Source organism: Bradyrhizobium cosmicum (assembly GCF_032290525.1).
Classification (GTDB): Bacteria; Pseudomonadota; Alphaproteobacteria; order Rhizobiales; family Xanthobacteraceae; genus Bradyrhizobium; species Bradyrhizobium cosmicum_A.
In genome coordinates this window covers 252986-272048 of the sequence record NZ_JASXTA010000005.1, presented here as the reverse complement: position 1 = coordinate 272048, position 19063 = coordinate 252986, and the positions used below count along the sequence as shown (strand labels likewise).

Genomic DNA, 19063 nt, shown 5'->3' with positions numbered 1-19063 from the left:
ACTGTGGGGACTTCGATTGCTGGGAAATGTCATGCCGCGTATCCTCGTGGTAGATGACGATCCGATGGTCGGCGCGACCATCGAGGTCCTCCTCCAACGTCAGGGCTTCGATGTCACGATGGCTGACGGCGGAGAAACGGGGCTGGCTGCGCTCGAGGCGCAGACGTTTGACGTGATGCTGGTCGACATCTTCATGCCGCATATGCGCGGCTTCGAATCCATTCGCATCTTTCACGAGCGCGCGCCGGCGATCCCGCTGATCGCGATGTCCGGCTATGCCTTCGCCTCATCGGCCTCGCCCTCCCCCGATTTCCTCCGCATGGCGCTGGAGCTCGGCGCGACACGCTGCCTGCGCAAGCCGTTCACGCCTGACGCGCTGCTGACCACGATTCGGGAATGCCTCGGCGAGGCGGCACGGCCGAAGGACAAGAAAGAAGCACCTTGATTCCAACGCAGCGCGTCATTCTCGGTGCTGGACTTGCCATCCTCCTGCTCATCACCGCCGCCTCGATCGGTCTCGACGTCAAGTCGCGGTCGGATGCCGCCTGGGTCAATCAGACCGTCCAGGTGCAGAAGAAGATCTCCGACCTGCGCGTGCTGATGCGTCGCGCCGAGAGCGCCGCGCGCGGCTACGAACTCTATCGCAGCCCCGGCTTCAGCGACGAGTTCCAGGCGATGCGTGCCCAGATCGCGCCGGCGCTCGCCGACCTCAAGCGGGTCGTGCGCGACAATCCCGATCAGGTCGCGCTGCTGGAGGGGACCGAGGCGCTGGCGCTGCGACGGATCGAGATCGCCGCCCATGTGATGCGCCTGCGCGCCGAGAACGACCAGGCCGGCATTGCCGCGGTCCAGAGCAAGGCCGAGGGCCGCGGCCTCATGGACGCTGTGATGGGCAATCTCGACCGTTTGAGCGCCGAGGAAGAGCACCTGCTCACCGTGCGCTCCCAGGATTCGCGCCGCACCGGCATCGTGCTGCTCGGGATCGACGTCGCCGGCGCGCTGGTGATCCTGCTGCTGGTGGTGATGGTGATGCGCGAGAGCCAGCGCACCACCGGCGCGCTGAAGAGCACGCTGCTGGAGACCACGGCGGCCAATCAGCAACTCGAGGCGGCGGTGGCCGAGCGGACCGAGCATCTGGTCGCCGCCCATGACGAGCTGCGCCTGTCGGTCAACGTGCTCCAGAGCACGTTCCACAGCATGGCCGAGGCGGTGCTGGTGATCGACGCGAAGGGCAATGTCCTGCTGTCCAATCCGGCCGCGGAGCGCATGCTGCTGCACCGGGCCGGCATGAACCTGGGCAATCTGCGCGCGCTGTCCGACGTCTATCACGGCGACGGCGTCACGCCGCTCGAGGCCGACGGGCTGCCCTCCGTGCGTGTGCTGCGCGGCGAGCCGTTCGAACAGCTGGAGATGATCGTGCGGCCGCACGGCGGCAACTCTCCCCGCCATCTCATGGTCAGCGGCCGGCCGATGCGCGATGCGCAAGGCGACATCTCCGGCGCGGTGCTGGTCTATCACGACGCGACGACCTCGCGCGAGACCGAGCGGCAGCTGCACCAGTCGCAGAAGCTGGATGCGATCGGCAAGCTGACCGGCGGCGTCGCGCACGACTTCAACAACATGCTGACCGTGATCTCGGGCAATACCGAGACGCTGGTGGAGAGCCTGAAGGGCCAGCCCGAGCTGCAGCGCGCAGCGCGCCTGATCGACGATGCCGCCGAGCGCTGCGCCGAGCTGATCCAGCACCTGCTCGCCTTTGCGCGAAGGCAGCCGCTGCAGCCGCGCAACGTCGAGATCAACGGTGCGATCGCTGACATCGCAAAGCTGCTGCGCCCCACCCTCGGCGAGCAGATCCAGATCGAGACCGTGCTCGAACAGGGACCGATGACGGCGCATATCGATCCGTCCCGGCTCACCAACGCCGTGCTCAACATGGCGATCAACGCCCGCGACGCCATGCCGAACGGCGGCAAGCTGCTGCTCGAGACCCATCGCGTGGTGCTGGACGAAGCCTATGCGCAGGCCCATGCGGAAGTGCGGGCCGGCCCTTACGTCATGCTCGCGGTCAGCGACACCGGCACCGGCATGTCCACCGACATCCAGCAGAAGGCGTTCGAGCCGTTCTTCACCACCAAGGAGGTCGGCAAGGGAAGCGGCCTCGGTCTCTCCATGGTCTACGGCTTCGTCAAGCAGTCCGGCGGCCATATCAAGATCTACAGCGAGCAAGGCCACGGCACCACGATCAAGCTCTATCTGCCGCCGGGCGAAGGCGTGATCGAGGCGGCCGTCCCCGCGGCGCCGCAGGCCGAAGGCGGCGCCGAGACCATTTTCGTGGTCGAGGACGACACGCTGGTGCGCAACTTTGTCACCGCGCAGCTGCAGAGCCTCGGCTACAAGACGGTTGCCGCCGCCGACAGCCGCGCCGCGCTGCAATTGATCGCGGCCGGCCAGGCCTTCGACCTGCTGTTCACCGACGTCGTCATTCCCGGCGGCATGAGCGGCCGCGAGCTCGCCGACGAGGTGGCCAGGCTCCGGCCGGGCGTGAAGGTGCTCTACACCTCCGGCTACACCGACAATGCCATCGTCCACCACGGCAAGCTCGACGACGGCGTGATGCTGCTGACAAAACCCTACCGCCGCAACCAGCTCGCCGAGATGATCCGGAAGGCGCTGGGCGGGGTAGCGGTAAGCTAGCTATCGCGTCGCCAGCACCACCGCCGCCAGCGTGAAGATCAGCGCGGCGATCTGGCCCGGTCCCAGCGGCTCACCCAAGGCCAGCGCGGAGGCGACGACGCCGATGACCGGCACCGCCATCGTGCCGATCGCCGCCACTGACGCCGGCAGGCGCGAAAGCGCCGCGAACCAGCTGACATAGGCGATGCAGAACTGCACTACGGTCGAATAGAGCAGCAGCCACCAGCCGAGCGGCGTCACCAGCGACAGATGCGTGGTCTCGACCAGGAGGCCGATGATCGAGATGGGCAGGCAGCCGATCCCGATCTGCCAGGCTGCGGCCGTGAGCGGCGGCAGGTGGATCGGATACTTTTTCGAGAACACGGTGCCGACGGCAAAGCCGAGCGCGCCGCCCAGCGCCATGACGATGCCCGGCAGCTTCTCGACGCTCGCGGCAAAGCCGTTGCCGCCCATGATCGAGCCGAGCCCGATGAAGGCCATCACCAGCCCGAGCGTGCGCAGCAAGGTCGGCCGCTCGCCCAGCACCGGCCAGGCGATGATCGAGGCCCAGACCGGCATGGTGTAGGCGATCAGCGCCGCCTCGCTCGCGGGAAGCCAGAGCAGCGCCAGGCCCATCAGCACCATCCAGCCGGTGACGTTGAGCGTGGCGGCGGTGATCAGGCGCGGCCAGATCGCCGGATCCACCTTCAGGCTCTGCCGTCGCATCACCGCGAGCGCCGCGAGCAGGATAGCCCCGAGCACGCCGGTGACCCCGCGCAGGGTCAGCGGCGGCAGTTCGGCGAGCAGGAATTTCGTCACCGGCCAATTGAAGCCCCAGCCGATCGAGGTGATCGCGAGGAACATCAGGCCGGCCGGGGCGATGCGCGCTCGCGCATCCCGGCGGGTCGAATCAAGCATGTGGGTATCCGGCAGAAATCGAGGTCAGCTTGGCCCGGATTCGGCTCCCGGACCACCACCCCGGCGGGCATGCCTGCCCTCACCTTCCGTACCGCTACGTGAGTCCCGCCGAGGCAAGCCCGTTGCCTAAAAATATACCTGCCCTGTGAAGAGCGGGTGGAAGGCTCCGTACCGTCACGGCAGACAAATTTTTTCGGTTGGGAATCCCTGAGGACTCACTGATACTTGGCTCCACAACAGGCTCGGCGCTTGCCCCTGTTATCCCCCGCAATCCACCATATTTAGTATTTGATTCAGGAACTCGCACTAGTTCTTGACGGGCGCAACGGAGAGTCCTAGCTTTCGAACCGTTCGGCGCGAGTGAGTTTGCGTCCCGCCGGCACTCCCCCAAAGGGTCTCGCAAAACTGCACTCCGCCAAGCCAGACGAAGGCAGCGGGATGAGGGCTTGTCTGCCCGCGGATCGCGGACTTTTCGGGGCGCCAGAACGGGCCGGCAACAGGCTCGGATGGCATCGGTAGACGTTGTGATGGTGTGGGGCGTTGAACGCATGTCGGGCCCATCCCCTTGGGGGCGGATGGGTCTGGACGTGCCGGCGGATGAAAGGTGCGCGCACCTGACATCTCCGGGAGAAACTGAGCCGGATCCACCGGCCTGAACTGCGAAGCCTTTGGGCCGATGAGGTCCTTAGGACTCGCGAACCGAAATAGCGACCCGGGCGCCCAGCGGAGGCGGTCCGGTACATAAAAGGACGGGGCAAGACCATGCGGATTGAGCGGCGCCACACCACTGCGGGACAGTCACCTTACGCGGGAATCGATTTCCGCCTGACCACGTCGGAGATCAGGAATCCCGACGGCTCGGTCGTGTTCAAGCTCGAGAACGTCGAGGTCCCGACCGAGTGGTCGCAGGTCGCCTCCGACGTGCTCGCCCAGAAGTATTTCCGCAAGGCGGGCGTCGCCGCGCGCCTGAAGAAGGTCGAGGAGGAATCCGTCCCCTCCTTCCTGTGGCGCTCCGTGCCCGACACCGAGGCGCTTAGCCTTCTGCCCGAGAAGGAGCGCTATGTCAGCGAGCTCTCGGCAAAGCAGGTGTTCGACCGCCTCGCCGGCTGCTGGACCTATTGGGGCTGGAAGGGCGGCTACTTCACCTCCGATGAGGACGCCCAGACCTTCTACGACGAGCTCCGCTACATGCTGACCATGCAGATGGTCGCGCCGAACTCGCCGCAATGGTTCAACACCGGCCTGCACTGGGCCTATGGCATCGACGGCCCCGGCCAGGGCCATTATTACGTCGACCCCTTCACCGGCAAGCTGACCAAGTCCAAGTCGGCCTACGAGCATCCGCAGCCGCACGCCTGCTTCATCCAGGGCGTCGGTGACGACCTCGTCAACGAGGGCGGCATCATGGACCTCTGGGTCCGCGAAGCCCGCCTGTTCAAATACGGCTCCGGCACCGGCTCCAACTTCTCCCGCCTGCGCGGCGAAGGTGAAAAACTCTCCGGCGGCGGCCGCTCGTCCGGCCTGATGAGCTTCCTCAAGATCGGCGACCGCGCCGCGGGCGCGATCAAGTCGGGCGGCACCACCCGCCGCGCCGCCAAGATGGTCGTGGTCGACGCCGATCATCCCGATATCGAGACCTATATCGACTGGAAGGTGAAGGAGGAGCAGAAGGTCGCGGCGCTCGTCACCGGATCCAAGATCAACCAGAAGCACCTCAAGGCGGTGCTGAAGGCCTGCGTCAACTGCGAAGGCTCGGGCGACGATTGCTTCGACCCCGAGAAGAACCCTGCCCTGCGCCGCGAGATCAAGCTCGCCCGCCGCAGCCTCGTGCCCGACAATTACATCAAGCGCGTCATCCAGTTCGCCAAGCAGGGCTACAAGGACATCCAGTTCGACGTCTACGACACCGACTGGGATAGCGAAGCCTACCTCACCGTCTCCGGCCAGAACTCCAACAACTCGGTCTCGCTGCGGGACGATTTCCTGCGCGCGGTGGAGACCGACGGCGACTGGAATCTGGTGGGCCGCACCACCAAGAAGGTCACCAAGACGCTGAAGGCGCGCGACCTCTGGGAAAAAATCGGCTACGCCGCCTGGGCGTCGGCCGACCCCGGCCTGCACTTCAACACCACCATGAACGACTGGCACACCTGCAAGGCGTCCGGCGACATTCGCGCCTCCAATCCGTGCTCGGAATACATGTTCCTGGACGACACGGCGTGCAACCTCGCCTCGGCGAACCTGCTGACGTTCTACGACATCCCCTCCAAGCGCTTCGACGTCGAGGGCTATGAGCATCTCTGCCGGCTCTGGACCATCGTGCTCGAAATCTCGGTGATGATGGCGCAGTTCCCGTCGAAGGCGATCGCCGAGCTCTCCTACGAGTTCCGCACGCTCGGCCTCGGCTACGCCAATATCGGCGGCCTCTTGATGACCATGGGTCTTCCCTATGACTCCAAGGAAGGCCGCGCGATCGCCGGCGCACTGACCGCGATCATGACCGGCATCACCTACAAGACCTCGGCGGAGATGGCGGCCGAGCTCGGCACCTTCCCCGGCTACAAGAAGAACGCCGCGCACATGCTGCGCGTGATCCGCAACCACCGCCGCGCCGCCCATGGCCAGTCCAACGGCTACGAGGCGCTCAGCGTCAACCCCGTGCCGATGGACCTGGTCTCCTGCCCGCAAGCTGACCTGGTCAGCCACGCCCAGGCCGCCTGGGAGGCCGCGCTCGAGCTCGGCGAGAAGCACGGCTATCGCAACGCCCAGACCACGGTGATCGCGCCGACCGGCACGATCGGCCTCGTGATGGATTGCGACACCACCGGCATCGAGCCTGATTTCGCGCTGGTGAAGTTCAAGAAGCTCGCCGGCGGCGGCTACTTCAAGATCATCAACCGCGCGGTCCCCGCGGCGCTGCGCGCGCTCGGCTATCGCGAGAGCGAGATCGCTGAGATCGAGGCCTACGCCGTCGGCCACGGCTCGCTCTCCAACGCGCCCGGCATCAACGCCTCGACGCTGAAGGCCAAGGGCTTCACGGACGAAGCCATCGCCAAGGTCGAGAAGGCGCTGCCGACTGCCTTCGACATCAAGTTCGCCTTCAACAAGTGGACCTTTGGCGAAGACTTCATCCGCGACCAGCTCGGCATCGGTGCCGAGGCGATCGCGGCCCCCGGCTTCGACCTGCTCCAGGCCGTGGGCTTCACCAAGCGCGAGATCGAGGCGGCCAACGTCCACATCTGCGGCGCGATGACGGTGGAAGGTGCCCCGCACCTCAAGGCCGAGCACTATCCGGTGTTCGACTGCGCCAACCCCTGCGGCAAGATCGGCAAGCGCTATCTGTCGGTCGAGAGCCACATCCGCATGATGTCGGCGGCGCAGCCCTTCATCTCGGGTGCGATCTCCAAGACCATCAACATGCCGAACGACGCGACCGTGGAGGACTGCAAGTCCGCCTACATGCTGTCGTGGAAGCTGGCGCTGAAGGCCAACGCGCTCTATCGCGACGGCTCCAAGCTCAGCCAGCCGCTCAACTCGCAGCTCATCGCCGACGATGAGGACGAGGACGATGCGGTCGAGGCTCTCTACGAGAAGCCGATGGCGGCGCGTGCCGCGCACGTCTCGGAAAAGATCGTCGAGAAGCTGGTCGAGCGCATCATCGTGATGCGCGAGCGCGAGAAGATGCCGGATCGCCGCAAGGGCTACACCCAGAAGGCGGTCGTCGGCGGCCACAAGGTCTACTTGCGCACCGGCGAGTATGACGACGGCCGTCTCGGCGAGATCTTCATCGACATGCACAAGGAAGGCGCCGCGCTCCGCTCCTTCATCAACAATTTTGCGATCGCGGTCTCGCTCGGTCTGCAATACGGCGTGCCGCTCGAGGAATATGTCGACGCCTTCACCTTCACCCGCTTCGAGCCGGCGGGTCCCGTGCAGGGCAACGACAGCATCAAGTATGCAACCTCGATCCTCGACTACGTCTTCCGCGAGCTCGCGGTGAGCTACATGTCGCGCTTCGATCTCGCCCATGTCGATCCGACCGAGTCGAACTTCGACGCGCTCGGCAAGGGCGTCGAGGAAGGCAAGGAGCCGGAGGAGCCGAACCACCAGGCGACCCGACTGGTCTCGCGCGGCCTCACCCGCTCCCGCACCGACAATCTGTTCGTGATGCGCGGCGGCTCCACCGCGGTCTCGCAAGGCAATGACAGCGCCCCGACCGGCGGCTCCAAGGTCACTGCCCTCGCCGGGCACGGCGCAGGCCGTGCCGGCGACGTCCTGGAAGGCGCGGTCGCGCTCAAGCAGGAAGTGGCCCACGACCTCTCGCCCACCGAGAAGCTGGAGCAGCTGCAGTGGAGCAAGGCCGGCACCGCGCAGACCGCAGTGCCCAGCAAGGCCGAGCGCCGCGCGGAAGCGAAAGCCAAGGGCTATGAGGGCGAGATGTGCAGCGAGTGCGGCAACTTCACGCTGGTGCGGAATGGGACCTGCATGAAGTGCGATACTTGCGGCAGCACGACGGGGTGTTCGTGAGGGGGTAAATCATCATCGAAGAGATGAAATGGGAAGGCCGCTCCAACGAGCGGCCTTTCTTTCAACCCAAGCTATTGAGGCTCCATGACATCAGCCCCAAAAAACAGTCTAGCAGCGCTATTCGAGGGATACAGCCCGCCTCCTCCCCGTACTGCTTTCGGCAACAACCTTGCGAACCTCTTAGCATCACCTACCATTTTGGAGGCAACAACAACTGGTGGAGCAGCACAGGATCTCGGTCTTTTCGGAGTTAGCGCGCTCTTCGGTCACAATCAGCCACCGCTGCCAACTCTGCCGTACAACTGGTATTATGTCATACCCCGCTTCACTAGATTTCTCTCCAATCTCGCGGTTTCGGAGAAGCATCGAGACGCGGGCCTAAAAAAATACACTAACGTTATCGCAAGTCTAAACCGGCGCTACTATGATCATAGCTCCGATACATTAAACGGCATCGTCATCGGCTCATGGGGCAAGAGCACACAGATTGCACCGCCCCGCGACGTAGATGCGTTGTTCCTTCTTCCCGATCACGTATACCATCGCTTTCAGCAACGATCGGGTAATCGACAATCCCAGCTGCTGCAAGAAGTCAAGGAGGCCCTACTGGCGACCAACCCGCGCACGCTCATGCGCGCCGATCGTCAGGTCGTGATCGTACCGTTCGATGCGGTTACCGTCGAGGTTGCAGTCGGATTCCGTTGTACCGACGGCAGCGTTATTGTTTGCGACTCGAAAGGAGACGGTCGCTATACGATATCAACCGCACTAGAGGAATCTGCAGCCTTGGATGCATCCGATCGCGCATGGAATGGCAACACGCGCGCTCTGATCCGTATGCTTAAATGCTGGCAGGACAATTGCTCCGTGCCGATGAAGTCCTTCGTAATCGAGAGACTCGCTCAGGACTTCCTGTTGACATGGCAATTCCATCAACAAGGTGTTTTTTTCTATGACTGGATGGTGCGTGATTTCTTCGCTTACCTGATCGCGAACGCGAACGGATATGTGGTGATGCCCGGCGGCGAGATTGTCCAGATCGGCTCTGATTGGCTAAGCCGGGCGCAGATGGCGTACCGCAACGCCGTCAACGCATGCCTGAACGAGCGCGAGAACTATCAGTGGCTCGCCGGCGAGGACTGGCGGAGACTCTTCGGGACGACAATCCCCGAGGGTGTTCTGTGAACGTGCAAGGCCCCGATGTCAGAACCACCGCTCTCAAAGCAGAGTGCCTTAATCAGTTCCAGAATTGCGGCTACACGGCTTTGACTTTCACCATTTGGCTGCGGTTTCTGCGTTGGATCAAACTTTTCTCATTGTTTTCTCCTGTCATGTTAGGTGCCGTTGCTACGTGGAACATCGTCGGTGAGTCGATGCCGGCCATGGCGGCGGTCTGCGCTTTCCTAGCGGTGCTGATACCTCCGACATTTCAAGCCGCCAAACTCGACGCGTCGATTAAGCAGTACACGAGCATGGCAGGCGAGTTTACCAATTTGCGTGACCGCTTTCGTTTGATATCGGAATATTCATCACTCAAGCCATTCGATGAGTTCGAATCCGCGTTCAACTTTCTTCTAACAAAGCTAGAGAAAGCAAGAGCGCGTCCATTAACCCCGCCGCACGTCTGCTTTCTGCTTGCGCGCAGGCAGTGGCAAGCCGGCTATTATGAACCTGACCAGAATCATCGTAGCGGTACCCCGTAGGATTGGATTACGGTGACACTTAACTGGACCACCGCAATCGCGGTGATGGTTGCGCCTCGGACAGACGGCCGCCAAGCCCGGCTCGACCGGTTACTCGGTGGCCGCTGCGCCAAGACAGGCTACGAGGCTGGCTAGTAGCAAGGGGGATAAGGTTCGTAGCCGCAACGGCGATAGCCTCCGTAGGCCCCGTAGGCTGCCGCACCAACCGCAGCCGCTCCGACGCCCACGGCAACTCCACGGCGTACGGCTGCACCACGATAGACGCCACCGCGATAGACACCGCCGTGATGAACACCAACCCGACCAACCCCGACGCCTCTCCGATACGCGGAGGCGTCGGTCGAAACAGTCACGAGGCAGGCAATGCCAATGATGGCGGATGCGGCAAGTGAAACGATGGTTCGGCGCGACATGTCCACTCTCCTTCCTGGATTGGAACGGTGCGTCAGCGTAATTCGCCAAGGAGCGGGTTTGTTGATTTAGAACAATGCGGGCCGTTGCGATCTGGCTGCCGGGTTCACGACGAGACAGTGAAACTGTCACGCTGACCTACATAGGGATCAGCGGGAGCCACACCGATTTCGGTCATGTACCTGGCGCTCGCGACGCATGCCGGTTCGGCAACGCCCACGCTCCACCTCCGCGACCGCCATATTTTCTCCTTCGCTCGCGCGTTGTGTTGGACAGTGGCGAGGCCTATCGTCCCAGCGATTGGACAGCCGCACTCCCAGTGACGCCCGACTGGATGGAAAGCGCATCAGTGCCTGAAGCGAACGACCCCAAACCTGATACTGAAAAGCCTGATGCCGAAGAGCCTGCTGCCCCCAAGGCGGACGCGGTGCGCGCCGAAGGCGGGCTCGCACGGGCCTATGACCAGATCAAGAGCGCAGAGGAAGACCTTGCGCGGCTGGACCGGCTGGTTTCCGGAATGGAACGCGGCAACGAAGGCCCGCGGATCTCGCAAGCAAGCGCCGGTCCGGAGGCGGCCGCGGCTCCCAGGGGCAAGGCTCCGGCACCGGATAGCAAGGTTCGCGATCAAGGCCTGAAGCAAGGTCGGCCCATGCTGCGCACTTTGGTTGGCCTCGTGCTGGCGATCGGCATTCTCGGTGCCGCCTTCGCTACGCAATATCGTGATGAGGCCAGGTCGATCACCAAGTCGATCATGGCGCGATGGGCTCCGCCGGCAGCAAACCAACCCCCGCAGGCGTCCGCGGTCGAACCTCCTGCGCAGCCGCCGGCCGTGCTGCTGGCTGCTGCGGATGGGCCAACGCCCGTACCTGCGCCGCCGCCCGGCAAGGAAACGGAAAGCGTTCCAGGGTTTGAGGCTCCAAGACCTGACGCTCCAAGACCAGCCGCCACGACGCCCGCCCCGTCATCGTCTGATCTTGCGCAATCGCTCAAGACCATCACCAACGAGCTTGCGAGCATCAACGCAAAACTCGAGCAACTGAAGAGCCGCAACGAGCAGACGCTGCGCGAGCAGGCTGACGCCATTCAAAAGCTCAAGGCGGCACAGGAGAAGGATGCGGCGGACAATGCTCGCCTCGCCGCACAGGTCCAGGCGCTGCAAACGCAACAGACGGCTCCATCCGCGTCTGCATCCGCGAAACCCGTCGTGCGGAGCACGACGAGCAACGACACGGCTGCGCCAGCGCGGCCGCACGTGCAAGCGACCGCACCCCGGCGGCCCAGGCCGCCGCCGCGAGGACCCTGGATGCCTCCGCCCTATATGATGGACCCTTACGGCGATCCGGATTGGTGAGCCGCTGTCACCCTAATCGTGTCCGCCGCAATCGCAGGTCTGTTCCAGATGCTCATCAACAGCCTGCCGCCGAATTGCCTTTGCGGTCCCACCCTTCCCTTCTAAACTCCCACCTCCACCGGCATGGGTTCCGACGGGCCTGGTAGACGCGGAGTCAAGTTATGCCCACAGCGGAGAGCTTCCCGATCGAGAAGATTTTCGTTCCCACGAAAATGAAGAAAGCCATCAAGCCCGAGATCGTCGGGGAGATCGCGGAAAGCATTCTGGACATCGGACAACAGGCCCCCATTTCCGTTCGGCTCGACGGAGACCGCCTCGTTCTGGTCGAGGGACTGCATCGGCTCGAAGCCTGCAAGGCGCTCGGCGAGACGACCATTCTCGGCGTCCTGGTCCCGGCCGAGCTTGCTCAACCCAAATCGCTGCTGTCCGAGCGACCCGAAGTCGAGGCAGAGCGCATCAAGATGGCGCGGTTGAAACAGTTGCGCCTGGAGAAGGAAGCCGCGGAGGCATCGATGGCTGCCTTCAGGGGCGTCCACGCAACGGAAGCGCCGCGCACCCGCTCGACGACGGGCCGCGACAATCCGAAGGCATCGCCCGGCCGGACTGCGAAATTGACACCGAAAACATTGTCGGACTGGATCACGCAACAAAAGGGCAGTGGCGGCCGCTATTGATGGCCGGCTGCAGGTCTTGAGATCACAGATCGAATTGCGGTGACGGTGCGCGAAACCATCACGATATATCCGCCCGTCTCCTCGCGCCAGAGCGATAGCCGCAATCCGCAGATCGCGACTATCTCTCTTCGCCGATCAACCCAATCGTCTCACGCCGCTTTCGCCTGCTCCGGCGATGCCGTCTCCATCGCGCGCAGGTAAAGATCGAGCAGGCCTTCGCGCTCGTCGCGCTCGTTCTTGTCTTCCTTGCGCAGCTTGATGATCTCCTTGAGGATCTTCACGTCAAAACCCTCGCCCTTGGCCTCCGTGAACACTTCCTTCTTCTGCTCGCTCAACTCCTGCATTTCGGTGTCGAGATTCTCGACCCGCTCGACGAAGGAACGGATTTTGCCGCCGGGAATGGTGATGTCGGACATGGTGCCTCTTTGCTGATTGAGGTCGTGAAAATGACCGCAAAGAAATGACCAATGTGTTAACCTCGCCGCCGCGCAGTGCCCGTTGCAACGCCGAGGGAGCCGTTCCATGCCCGAGCTTCGCTTCGATGACGGTGCCGCCTATGAGCAGGTGATGGGAGTCTGGAGCCGTTCGGTCGGCGAGGTCTTTCTCGACTGGCTCAAGCCGGCACCTGGGCTGCGCTGGATCGATGTCGGCTGCGGCAGCGGCGCCTTCACCGAGCTCATCGTTGCACGCTGCGCCCCTGGCGCCGTGCACGGCATCGATCCGTCCGAGGGACAGCTCGCCTTTGCCCGCACGCGTCCCGGCGCGCGCGGCGCCGTGTTTCAAACGGGCGACGCGATGGCGCTGCCGTTTCCAATGGCAAGTTTCGATGCCGCGGTGACGGCGCTGGTTCTCGTGTTCGTACCGGATGCATCGAAGAGTGTCGCGGAGCTGGCGCGGGTGGTTCGTCCCGGCGGCCTCGTCGCATCCTACATGTGGGACATGTTGGGGGGCGGCTTTCCGCTCGATCCGATCATCAACGAGATGCACGCGATGGGGCTGTCGCCAACGCGTCCGCCGCATATGGAAGCATCCAGCCTCGCGGCGCTTCATGGGTTTTGGCGCGCGGCCGGGCTGCAGCAGATCCAGACCCGCGAGATCACCGTGCAGCGGACGTTTGCCGATTTCGACGAGTTCTGGAACGTGGAGACGAAGGCTCCTTCCACCGCGCCTGTCATCGCCGCGATGCCGGCGGCCGACGTCGGCGAGCTCATGCAGCGTGTCGGGGCGCATCTCGCCGCTGACACCGACGGCCGCATCACCTGCAGCGCCCGCGCGCACGCGATCAGCGGACGCAAGCCGGGCTGAAGATGTGAGTTGATCGCGAAAGACCTATGGGTTTCGGTGCCAGTGCACTGGCCCATCGATTGGATCGTTGCACCGTCACCGCAACTCCAGCATCAACACCGCGTCGAGATCTGAAGCTCCATCAGCGCCATGCGCTGCAGGATCATGGGGTCTCGCTCGCCCTCCTTCGCGGTGCGCAGGATGGTTTCCGCGATGGCCTGGATATGCGCGGAGCTGACCGGGCCTGGCAGTGACGCAACCGCCGTATCCAGCGCAGCTTTCATGATGCCGATCGTTTCAGGCGAAAACGATGCATTGGAAAAGTCTAGCATGGCTGCACCGATCCGGCGGTAGCCACGGGTGTCCTCGTCGCCCGCGTCTCACCAGCGCCTGATGCTGCTGCGTGAGCATGGGTCACCAGCGCCGGCCCCAGCTGCCGCGCCAGCTGCTGCCCCATCCGCCGCCACCGCGGAGCAGCCGGACGACGAGGAGCAGCAGGACCGCGCCTATGGTCGCGTTGACGATCGCGCTGATCATGCCGCTGCCGAGATGCACGCCGAGCTGCGGCAACAGCCAGCTGCCGACGAAGGCGCCCAGGATTCCGATGATGATGTCACCGACAATCCCAAAGCCGGTCCCGCGGACGATCTGGCCCGCGAGCCAGCCGGCGACCAGACCTACAAACAGGATGACCAAAAGGCTTTCGCTCGACATGTTCATTTTGTGACCTCAATCGCTTGGTTCGAATGTCTGCTGATCCGCGCAAGCTGGTCGACGAGGGTCGTCAGATGTTGCGGTAATGGGTCGTGCTCGCCCCGAAGCCTGGTCCGCAGGCGGTCCGCTATTTCCTCGCAGATCGCCAGGCTGGAGCCGTGGTCGATCTGAATGGCATTGCGAACATCGGGGCTGTTCATGACGATTTCCGGTTGGTACGCACGGAAGATTCAGGCTTCGCGCCGAGCCGACCGGCTCTCGCACCGGTGTCTGTAATGACGCTGCTGGGGTACAGGGGAAGCTCGGAAGTTCGATCCGCTACGCTCGGGGATCACTGACACAACAGCTGCAACGACCGAGGGTTCCCCTGACCACAACTTATATTTGAATCCGGCCAGTCGCTTCCAGGTGAGTCCGAGGAAATAGACCCCGATTGGCGCCGATTCTCCTGCATTTTGCAGACTTTTCGAATATCGAGGCATTAATCGCCATTAAACCAGAAATAGAAACGGAACTACAGCCGGTTGAGGCCGTTCACTCCCCATGGCTGACGTTCGTCGGCATCATATTCAAATGAATTGGAAAAGATCAGATGAGACATACTTTGATGGCTTCTGTCGCCGTTGCGGCCTTGCTTGCTGCGACCGGTGTTGCGATGGCGCAAGGCGTCAACCAGAACGGAGCAAAGGGTTCGGAGTCCCCCGCTGCCGTTTCGCCGAAAGCCGAAACCGCGGCGCCGATGAATGCGCCTCCGGCAAAGGGAGCTCCCACCGCGGCACCCCACGGCTCGCCGGCACAAGCAACGCCGCAGCACGCACAGGGCGCGCCTGACGCAAAGCACTCGGGCGACGTCAAGGCCGATGGCAAGGCGAAGACCACGGAAACAATGGCCCCGGCGACCACTTCGAAGGACGTGACGAAGCCAACCGCCGACAGCAAGAAGACCGGCGAGATGAAGGCGGATGGGACGATGAAGGCGCCCGATTCGGCCACCACATCGAAGGACATGAAAACCCCGACCGCCGAGAGCAAGCCTTCGGCGCCCGAGGGCAAGACGACCGGCAATGCTGCTACCACGGCGGTCGCGGCACCTCCCGCCGAAAAGCGGACCCAGATCACTTCGGCCATCAAGCAGGAGAAGGTCGAGGAAGTCACCAACGTGAACTTCAACATCTCGGTCGGCACCATCGTCCCGGCAGGCGTCCGCTATCATGCGCTCCCGAGCCGCATCGTCGAAATCTATCCGGAGTGGCGCGGATACGAGTTCATCCTGGTGCACGGCAGGTACGTCATCCTTCGTCCGCACACCCACGAGATCGTCTATATCATCGAGGGCTAAGCCGACGGATCGCGCAAACCGAAAGGGCGGCCTCACGGCCGCCCTTTCTCGTTCGGCCCGACGCGACTGGCATAAACGCCAGGCCTGAACGCACGAAGGCCGCGGATTTCGCCGCGGCCTTCGGAAATCTGTGGTTGTTTGTCTCAGTAGCGGTCGGTGCCGATCCCAACGCTCACGCCGGGAGCACGGAAGCCGATGCCGCCACGTTCCTCGTAGCCGCTGTTGTAGCCGCGGCGCTCGATGTAGCGCTCGCGAGGCGCGTAGCCATAGGACTCGCGAACGATAACCTGTCGTTGGCCGCGCTCGCGCCAGCAACGGCCGTCTTCGTTGCAGACCATGCGAACGTTCTGAATGTTGCTGTCCGAGCTGATGGATCGATCGGCAATGAGAGGCGCAGCGTTAGCGGCAGTCGCGAGCAGCGCGCTTGCGGCTACGGCGAAAGAGATTGCAATATTTTTCATGATGTTCTCCGGAGGGTATGTGTCGTGGATGCAACGGCCCGTTCGCCGCTTGGTTCCCCTCTCCGAAAAAGATCGCTGGAGAGGCCACGACTCGGCGACAGTGAATCCCGGCTTCCCCCCGTCACATGCTCGACCACCCGTGTATGCGTTCACGCCTCTCCCAGGCCGAGAATGAAGCTTTCAAGATCGGGCGCGAGCTCGTTTGTGTTCGGGAAATCGGCGAACATGTCGCCACCGTTCATCGGCTCGCGCTCGTGCTCCCAGTAGAAGACCTTGCCGTAGCTGTCCGCCTCCAGACTCAGCAGAAACAGGTCGCCGCCGGGATCGGGCGCGAAGGGGCAGCTCAGCCGGGGGATTCGATTCATGCTCCGATACACATCGTAATTGTCGATGACGCCGTAGCTGTCGGTCGGATCGGTCGTGAACAGCACGTCGAGAACGGTGCGGTCGTTGCGCCAGGGCAGCTCGACGCCGCAACGCTCGAAACCGCCGCCGTCGGATTGCGCCAGCAGCGCCTTGTAGGGCGCGGGCAGCGGCGCGCCGATATGCTGCTCCAGCGCACGGATGGCGGCGGAAGGCGCCGGTGGCCGTCGGTCGTCCATGAGATCCAGATAGTTCATGGGCCTAAACTTCCAATTCCGTGGATCATCAAGCCGCCCCTGTGGGCGAGCTCCCCGCGTATGCTACGTGTCAGCTGCATGGTCTTCATGTCTTGATGGTGGTGTCATGTACGATTGTCCGGCGGACGGCGCTGAAACGCACCAGGCCCTACCGACCAGCATCTCGATGTGACGGGTTTCGCAACGGATCAATCCTGCCGGCTTCCCACAAGACCCATGCCAAGAAAACGGAAACCTCTCCGCCTTCGCAGCGCCCGGCGGGCCGCTCGGTGGGCACGAAAGACCTTCGCTCGCGCACCACGATTGGTCCGCATCGCCAGCACGGTGGCGGTGTTGCTTGCGGCCTTCGCGCTGCTGAATATCGCCTATCAAATCATCCGCAAGCCGACCGAGCTGTTCGTCCTCGTCGGCAATTCCCTCGACAAGTATCCATTAGAGACCTGGCGGCAGTACGGCCCCCTCTTCCGCACCTACTCCACGGCGACGATCACGCCCGAATTGCTGGCAGCACTTGCGCAGGTCGAGAGTTCAGGCAATCCGGTGGCGCGCACCTACTGGCGGTGGCGATGGAGCTTTAATCCGCTCGCGATCTACCGGCCCGCCTCCAGCGCCGTCGGCCTCTTTCAGATGCTCGACGGCGCCTACGCCGACGCCGCGCGGTTCTGTGTCCGCGGCAACGCGGTCACGGAGACCGGTTGCGGGTTCACGAGCTTCTATGTTCGCGCGATCCCGCGCCACGCCATCGAGCTGGCATCGGTGTATCTGGACCGCAATGTGGCTGACGTTCTTGCTCGTGCAGGCGATGTGAAGGCGAGCGCCCAGCAAAAGCAGGATCTGGCCGCCTTCATCCATCTCTGCGGCGCAGGTCCCGCCACGGCCTATGCGCGCCGCAAGTTTCAGATGATCGCCGACGAGCGCTGCGGCGATCACCTCGTCGCGGGCTATGTCGCCAGGGTCAACGCGATGAAGCGGCAGTTTGTGCGGCTGGCTGGTGACAATGACTAGCCGTAGGATGGGTAGAGCACTTGCGAAACCCATCATGTTTCCGCAGAGGCAATGCGGGATGGGTTTCGCTTCGCTCTACCCATCCTACAGGTCTATTCCGCGTCCGCCGGTGGACTTCACCACCAATACGGCCACCGCCAGCCCTCATAGCGGACATACGACGGCACCAGCGGCGGGCCGTAGGGATCGACGCGGTCGTCCTCGGGGCGATAACGATAGCGTGGAACGATATTGTAATCCCACGGCGTCGGCCTGAGCACGGGCGCCGTGATCACAAGCCTCGGCTGCGGTTCACGAACGATGGCCTTCCGCGTCCGGGCTTCGGCACCTGATATCCCCTGGGTGCACAGCACCAGCGCCGTTCCGAGCGCGCAAATGATGGTCTTTGTCTTCATGCGTTGGCCTCCTTGCCAGGAGAGTGCAAAAGGACGCAAGGCAAGGCAAGCCAATTTCGCGCGACCGGCTTGCATGATCGCTGTCGGGGCGGGAGGCCGTAGGATGGGTAGAGCCCTTGCGAAACCCATCATTGCATCACCAGCGCGGATCGGTTTCGCTTCCTTCGCTCTTCGAGCTATGGCGGACAAGTCGCTTGCCTCATCCTGCCTACTCCCGCGCGCGCCGCACCGCCTCCTCCAGCTTGATCCTCTGCTTGTCCCACCGGCCCTGCTCCGCCTCGGCGCGCTCCTCGAGCGCGGCCCGCTCGGCCTCGATCTGCTCCGCCCGCGCTTCGTGCTCGCGTCTCGCCTTGTCCAGCGCGGCCTGCGCTGCAGCGACGGCCTTGTCCCGGCGCGCGCGCTCCCTGGCGCGGGCAGCCTCCTCCTTGCGGCGTTCGGCGTCCCGACGCCGCTCTTCTCGCTCGAACGCAGCCGCGGCCTTGCGCGCTTGTCGGTCGTCGATCTTGCGGGACGGCTTTCCTGCGCTCCTGGCCGCAGGCTTCCTGGACTTGATCTTGCTCTTGGCTTTTGACCTGGATTTAGGCCTGGCTTCGTCCTCCGCGGCGAGATCGGTCGGCAGCGCGGCGTGCTCGGTGAACGGCCCGTCCGATCCGACCGGGCGCCTGAGCACGACGCCCGGGCTTGCCATGGTCGCGGCGACGATGTCGGGGTCGTCGGTTTCCTTGGCGGCGCCCTGGTGGAACAGGTTGGAGCTGGCGCCCCAGGCCTCCAGCGCCGCCTTCATCGACGGTGCGGCGATCGCCTGGTCGTAGAAGCCGAGCGAGGTCTGGTAGGTCTTCAGTTTTCTGTTCGGTTTGCTTTTCGGTTTTGCTTGCAGTTTTCTCGGCATCTCGCCCCGCGGACTGGCGACGCACAGGCCCAGGTCGCGAGCCGCGCCACCATGCCATCATGCCCCTGTTTTGCCCGACGAGTCAAATTTGATTCGGTA

The 19063-nt window shown here is 63.5% G+C and carries 19 protein-coding genes; 10 read left to right on the top strand and 9 right to left on the bottom strand.

Features of this window, described 5'->3' with window-relative positions:
• The first annotated feature begins 31 nt into the window (after positions 1 to 31).
• On the top strand, positions 32 to 445 hold the full coding sequence (locus QSV46_RS11975; RefSeq protein ID WP_314950580.1) for a response regulator: 414 nt from the start codon (positions 32 to 34) through the stop codon (positions 443 to 445).
• Complete coding sequence (locus QSV46_RS11970; RefSeq protein WP_314950577.1) at positions 442 to 2694, top strand: CHASE3 domain-containing protein; 2253 nt, start codon at positions 442 to 444, stop codon at positions 2692 to 2694. The genes QSV46_RS11975 and QSV46_RS11970 overlap by 4 nt, the downstream gene beginning before the upstream one ends.
• Here QSV46_RS11970 and QSV46_RS11965 read toward each other — a convergent pair whose 3' ends face one another.
• Entirely contained in the window at positions 2695 to 3591 is an 897-nt protein-coding gene (locus tag QSV46_RS11965) for a DMT family transporter (RefSeq protein ID WP_314950574.1), read from the bottom strand. It lies immediately after the preceding gene.
• 762 nt (positions 3592 to 4353) lie between these two features.
• Between QSV46_RS11965 and QSV46_RS11960 the strand changes: the two genes are divergently transcribed.
• From QSV46_RS11960 to QSV46_RS11940, 5 genes are all read left to right on the top strand, one after another.
• Complete coding sequence (locus QSV46_RS11960) at positions 4354 to 8118, top strand: vitamin B12-dependent ribonucleotide reductase (RefSeq protein ID WP_314950572.1); 3765 nt, start codon at positions 4354 to 4356, stop codon at positions 8116 to 8118.
• Between the two features lie 84 nt (positions 8119 to 8202).
• Complete coding sequence (locus QSV46_RS11955; RefSeq protein ID WP_314950571.1) at positions 8203 to 9303, top strand: SMODS domain-containing nucleotidyltransferase; 1101 nt, start codon at positions 8203 to 8205, stop codon at positions 9301 to 9303.
• Positions 9300 to 9821 carry a hypothetical protein gene (locus tag QSV46_RS11950; RefSeq protein WP_314950569.1) on the top strand — a complete coding sequence of 174 codons (522 nt, stop codon included), beginning with the start codon at positions 9300 to 9302 and terminating at the stop codon, positions 9819 to 9821. The genes QSV46_RS11955 and QSV46_RS11950 overlap by 4 nt, the downstream gene beginning before the upstream one ends.
• 745 nt (positions 9822 to 10566) lie before the next feature.
• Positions 10567 to 11583: a hypothetical protein gene (locus QSV46_RS11945; protein ID WP_314950566.1), complete on the top strand. Its 1017-nt coding sequence runs from the start codon at positions 10567 to 10569 to the stop codon at positions 11581 to 11583.
• Between the two features lie 161 nt (positions 11584 to 11744).
• Complete coding sequence (locus QSV46_RS11940; protein ID WP_314950564.1) at positions 11745 to 12257, top strand: ParB N-terminal domain-containing protein; 513 nt, start codon at positions 11745 to 11747, stop codon at positions 12255 to 12257.
• Positions 12258 to 12406: 149 nt separating this feature from the next.
• Here the strand turns inward: QSV46_RS11940 and QSV46_RS11935 are convergent, their stop codons facing one another.
• Positions 12407 to 12673 carry a DUF2312 domain-containing protein gene (locus QSV46_RS11935; RefSeq protein ID WP_314950562.1) on the bottom strand — a complete coding sequence of 89 codons (267 nt, stop codon included), beginning with the start codon at positions 12671 to 12673 and terminating at the stop codon, positions 12407 to 12409.
• Between the two features lie 106 nt (positions 12674 to 12779).
• Between QSV46_RS11935 and QSV46_RS11930 the strand changes: the two genes are divergently transcribed.
• Positions 12780 to 13562 carry a methyltransferase domain-containing protein gene (locus QSV46_RS11930; protein ID WP_314950560.1) on the top strand — a complete coding sequence of 261 codons (783 nt, stop codon included), beginning with the start codon at positions 12780 to 12782 and terminating at the stop codon, positions 13560 to 13562.
• Between the two features lie 92 nt (positions 13563 to 13654).
• Here the strand turns inward: QSV46_RS11930 and QSV46_RS11925 are convergent, their stop codons facing one another.
• The 3 genes from QSV46_RS11925 to QSV46_RS11915 all read right to left on the bottom strand — a co-directional run bounded on the left by QSV46_RS11925 (position 13655) and on the right by QSV46_RS11915 (position 14455).
• The gene (locus tag QSV46_RS11925) at positions 13655 to 13873 is read right to left on the bottom strand and encodes a hypothetical protein (RefSeq protein ID WP_314950557.1); all 219 of its coding nucleotides are present in this window, start codon (positions 13871 to 13873) and stop codon (positions 13655 to 13657) included.
• A gap of 82 nt (positions 13874 to 13955) precedes the next feature.
• Positions 13956 to 14261 carry a GlsB/YeaQ/YmgE family stress response membrane protein gene (locus tag QSV46_RS11920; RefSeq protein WP_314950555.1) on the bottom strand — a complete coding sequence of 102 codons (306 nt, stop codon included), beginning with the start codon at positions 14259 to 14261 and terminating at the stop codon, positions 13956 to 13958.
• On the bottom strand, positions 14258 to 14455 hold the full coding sequence (locus QSV46_RS11915; RefSeq protein WP_314950553.1) for a hypothetical protein: 198 nt from the start codon (positions 14453 to 14455) through the stop codon (positions 14258 to 14260). The genes QSV46_RS11920 and QSV46_RS11915 overlap by 4 nt, the downstream gene beginning before the upstream one ends.
• A gap of 392 nt (positions 14456 to 14847) precedes the next feature.
• On the opposite strand from QSV46_RS11915, the gene QSV46_RS11910 reads away from it, so the two are divergent.
• Positions 14848 to 15594: a DUF1236 domain-containing protein gene (locus QSV46_RS11910; protein WP_314950551.1), complete on the top strand. Its 747-nt coding sequence runs from the start codon at positions 14848 to 14850 to the stop codon at positions 15592 to 15594.
• A gap of 143 nt (positions 15595 to 15737) precedes the next feature.
• Here QSV46_RS11910 and QSV46_RS11905 read toward each other — a convergent pair whose 3' ends face one another.
• Entirely contained in the window at positions 15738 to 16055 is a 318-nt protein-coding gene (locus tag QSV46_RS11905) for a hypothetical protein (protein WP_314950548.1), read from the bottom strand.
• Between the two features lie 149 nt (positions 16056 to 16204).
• A complete protein-coding gene (locus tag QSV46_RS11900; RefSeq protein ID WP_314950545.1) occupies positions 16205 to 16675 on the bottom strand; it encodes an SMI1/KNR4 family protein in 471 nt (156 codons plus the stop codon).
• Between the two features lie 216 nt (positions 16676 to 16891).
• Between QSV46_RS11900 and QSV46_RS11895 the strand changes: the two genes are divergently transcribed.
• The gene (locus tag QSV46_RS11895) at positions 16892 to 17680 is read left to right on the top strand and encodes a transglycosylase SLT domain-containing protein (protein WP_314950957.1); all 789 of its coding nucleotides are present in this window, start codon (positions 16892 to 16894) and stop codon (positions 17678 to 17680) included.
• A gap of 116 nt (positions 17681 to 17796) precedes the next feature.
• On the opposite strand, the gene QSV46_RS11890 is transcribed toward QSV46_RS11895, so the two are convergent.
• Both QSV46_RS11890 and QSV46_RS11885 read right to left on the bottom strand, forming a co-directional pair.
• Positions 17797 to 18075 (bottom strand): hypothetical protein, encoded by a 279-nt coding sequence (locus QSV46_RS11890; RefSeq protein WP_314950543.1) that lies wholly within the window; start codon positions 18073 to 18075, stop codon positions 17797 to 17799.
• A gap of 208 nt (positions 18076 to 18283) precedes the next feature.
• Positions 18284 to 18964, bottom strand: a complete 681-nt coding sequence (locus QSV46_RS11885; protein WP_314950540.1) for a cell envelope biogenesis protein TolA — start codon at positions 18962 to 18964, stop codon at positions 18284 to 18286.
• Positions 18965 to 19063 lie beyond the last annotated feature (99 nt).

Coding starts and splice junctions, on each gene's coding strand:
- QSV46_RS11885 (WP_314950540.1), bottom strand. CDS start 18,964: ATGCCGAGAAAACTGCAAGCAAAACCGAAAAGCAAACCGAACAGAAAA.
- QSV46_RS11910 (WP_314950551.1), top strand. CDS start 14,848: ATGAGACATACTTTGATGGCTTCTGTCGCCGTTGCGGCCTTGCTTGCT.
- QSV46_RS11905 (WP_314950548.1), bottom strand. CDS start 16,055: ATGAAAAATATTGCAATCTCTTTCGCCGTAGCCGCAAGCGCGCTGCTC.
- QSV46_RS11925 (WP_314950557.1), bottom strand. CDS start 13,873: ATGCTAGACTTTTCCAATGCATCGTTTTCGCCTGAAACGATCGGCATC.
- QSV46_RS11960 (WP_314950572.1), top strand. CDS start 4,354: ATGCGGATTGAGCGGCGCCACACCACTGCGGGACAGTCACCTTACGCG.
- QSV46_RS11900 (WP_314950545.1), bottom strand. CDS start 16,675: ATGAACTATCTGGATCTCATGGACGACCGACGGCCACCGGCGCCTTCC.
- QSV46_RS11945 (WP_314950566.1), top strand. CDS start 10,567: ATGGAAAGCGCATCAGTGCCTGAAGCGAACGACCCCAAACCTGATACT.
- QSV46_RS11920 (WP_314950555.1), bottom strand. CDS start 14,261: ATGAACATGTCGAGCGAAAGCCTTTTGGTCATCCTGTTTGTAGGTCTG.
- QSV46_RS11940 (WP_314950564.1), top strand. CDS start 11,745: ATGCCCACAGCGGAGAGCTTCCCGATCGAGAAGATTTTCGTTCCCACG.
- QSV46_RS11975 (WP_314950580.1), top strand. CDS start 32: ATGCCGCGTATCCTCGTGGTAGATGACGATCCGATGGTCGGCGCGACC.
- QSV46_RS11890 (WP_314950543.1), bottom strand. CDS start 18,075: ATGAAGACAAAGACCATCATTTGCGCGCTCGGAACGGCGCTGGTGCTG.
- QSV46_RS11935 (WP_314950562.1), bottom strand. CDS start 12,673: ATGTCCGACATCACCATTCCCGGCGGCAAAATCCGTTCCTTCGTCGAG.
- QSV46_RS11930 (WP_314950560.1), top strand. CDS start 12,780: ATGCCCGAGCTTCGCTTCGATGACGGTGCCGCCTATGAGCAGGTGATG.
- QSV46_RS11955 (WP_314950571.1), top strand. CDS start 8,203: ATGACATCAGCCCCAAAAAACAGTCTAGCAGCGCTATTCGAGGGATAC.
- QSV46_RS11915 (WP_314950553.1), bottom strand. CDS start 14,455: ATGAACAGCCCCGATGTTCGCAATGCCATTCAGATCGACCACGGCTCC.
- QSV46_RS11965 (WP_314950574.1), bottom strand. CDS start 3,591: ATGCTTGATTCGACCCGCCGGGATGCGCGAGCGCGCATCGCCCCGGCC.
- QSV46_RS11895 (WP_314950957.1), top strand. CDS start 16,892: ATGCCAAGAAAACGGAAACCTCTCCGCCTTCGCAGCGCCCGGCGGGCC.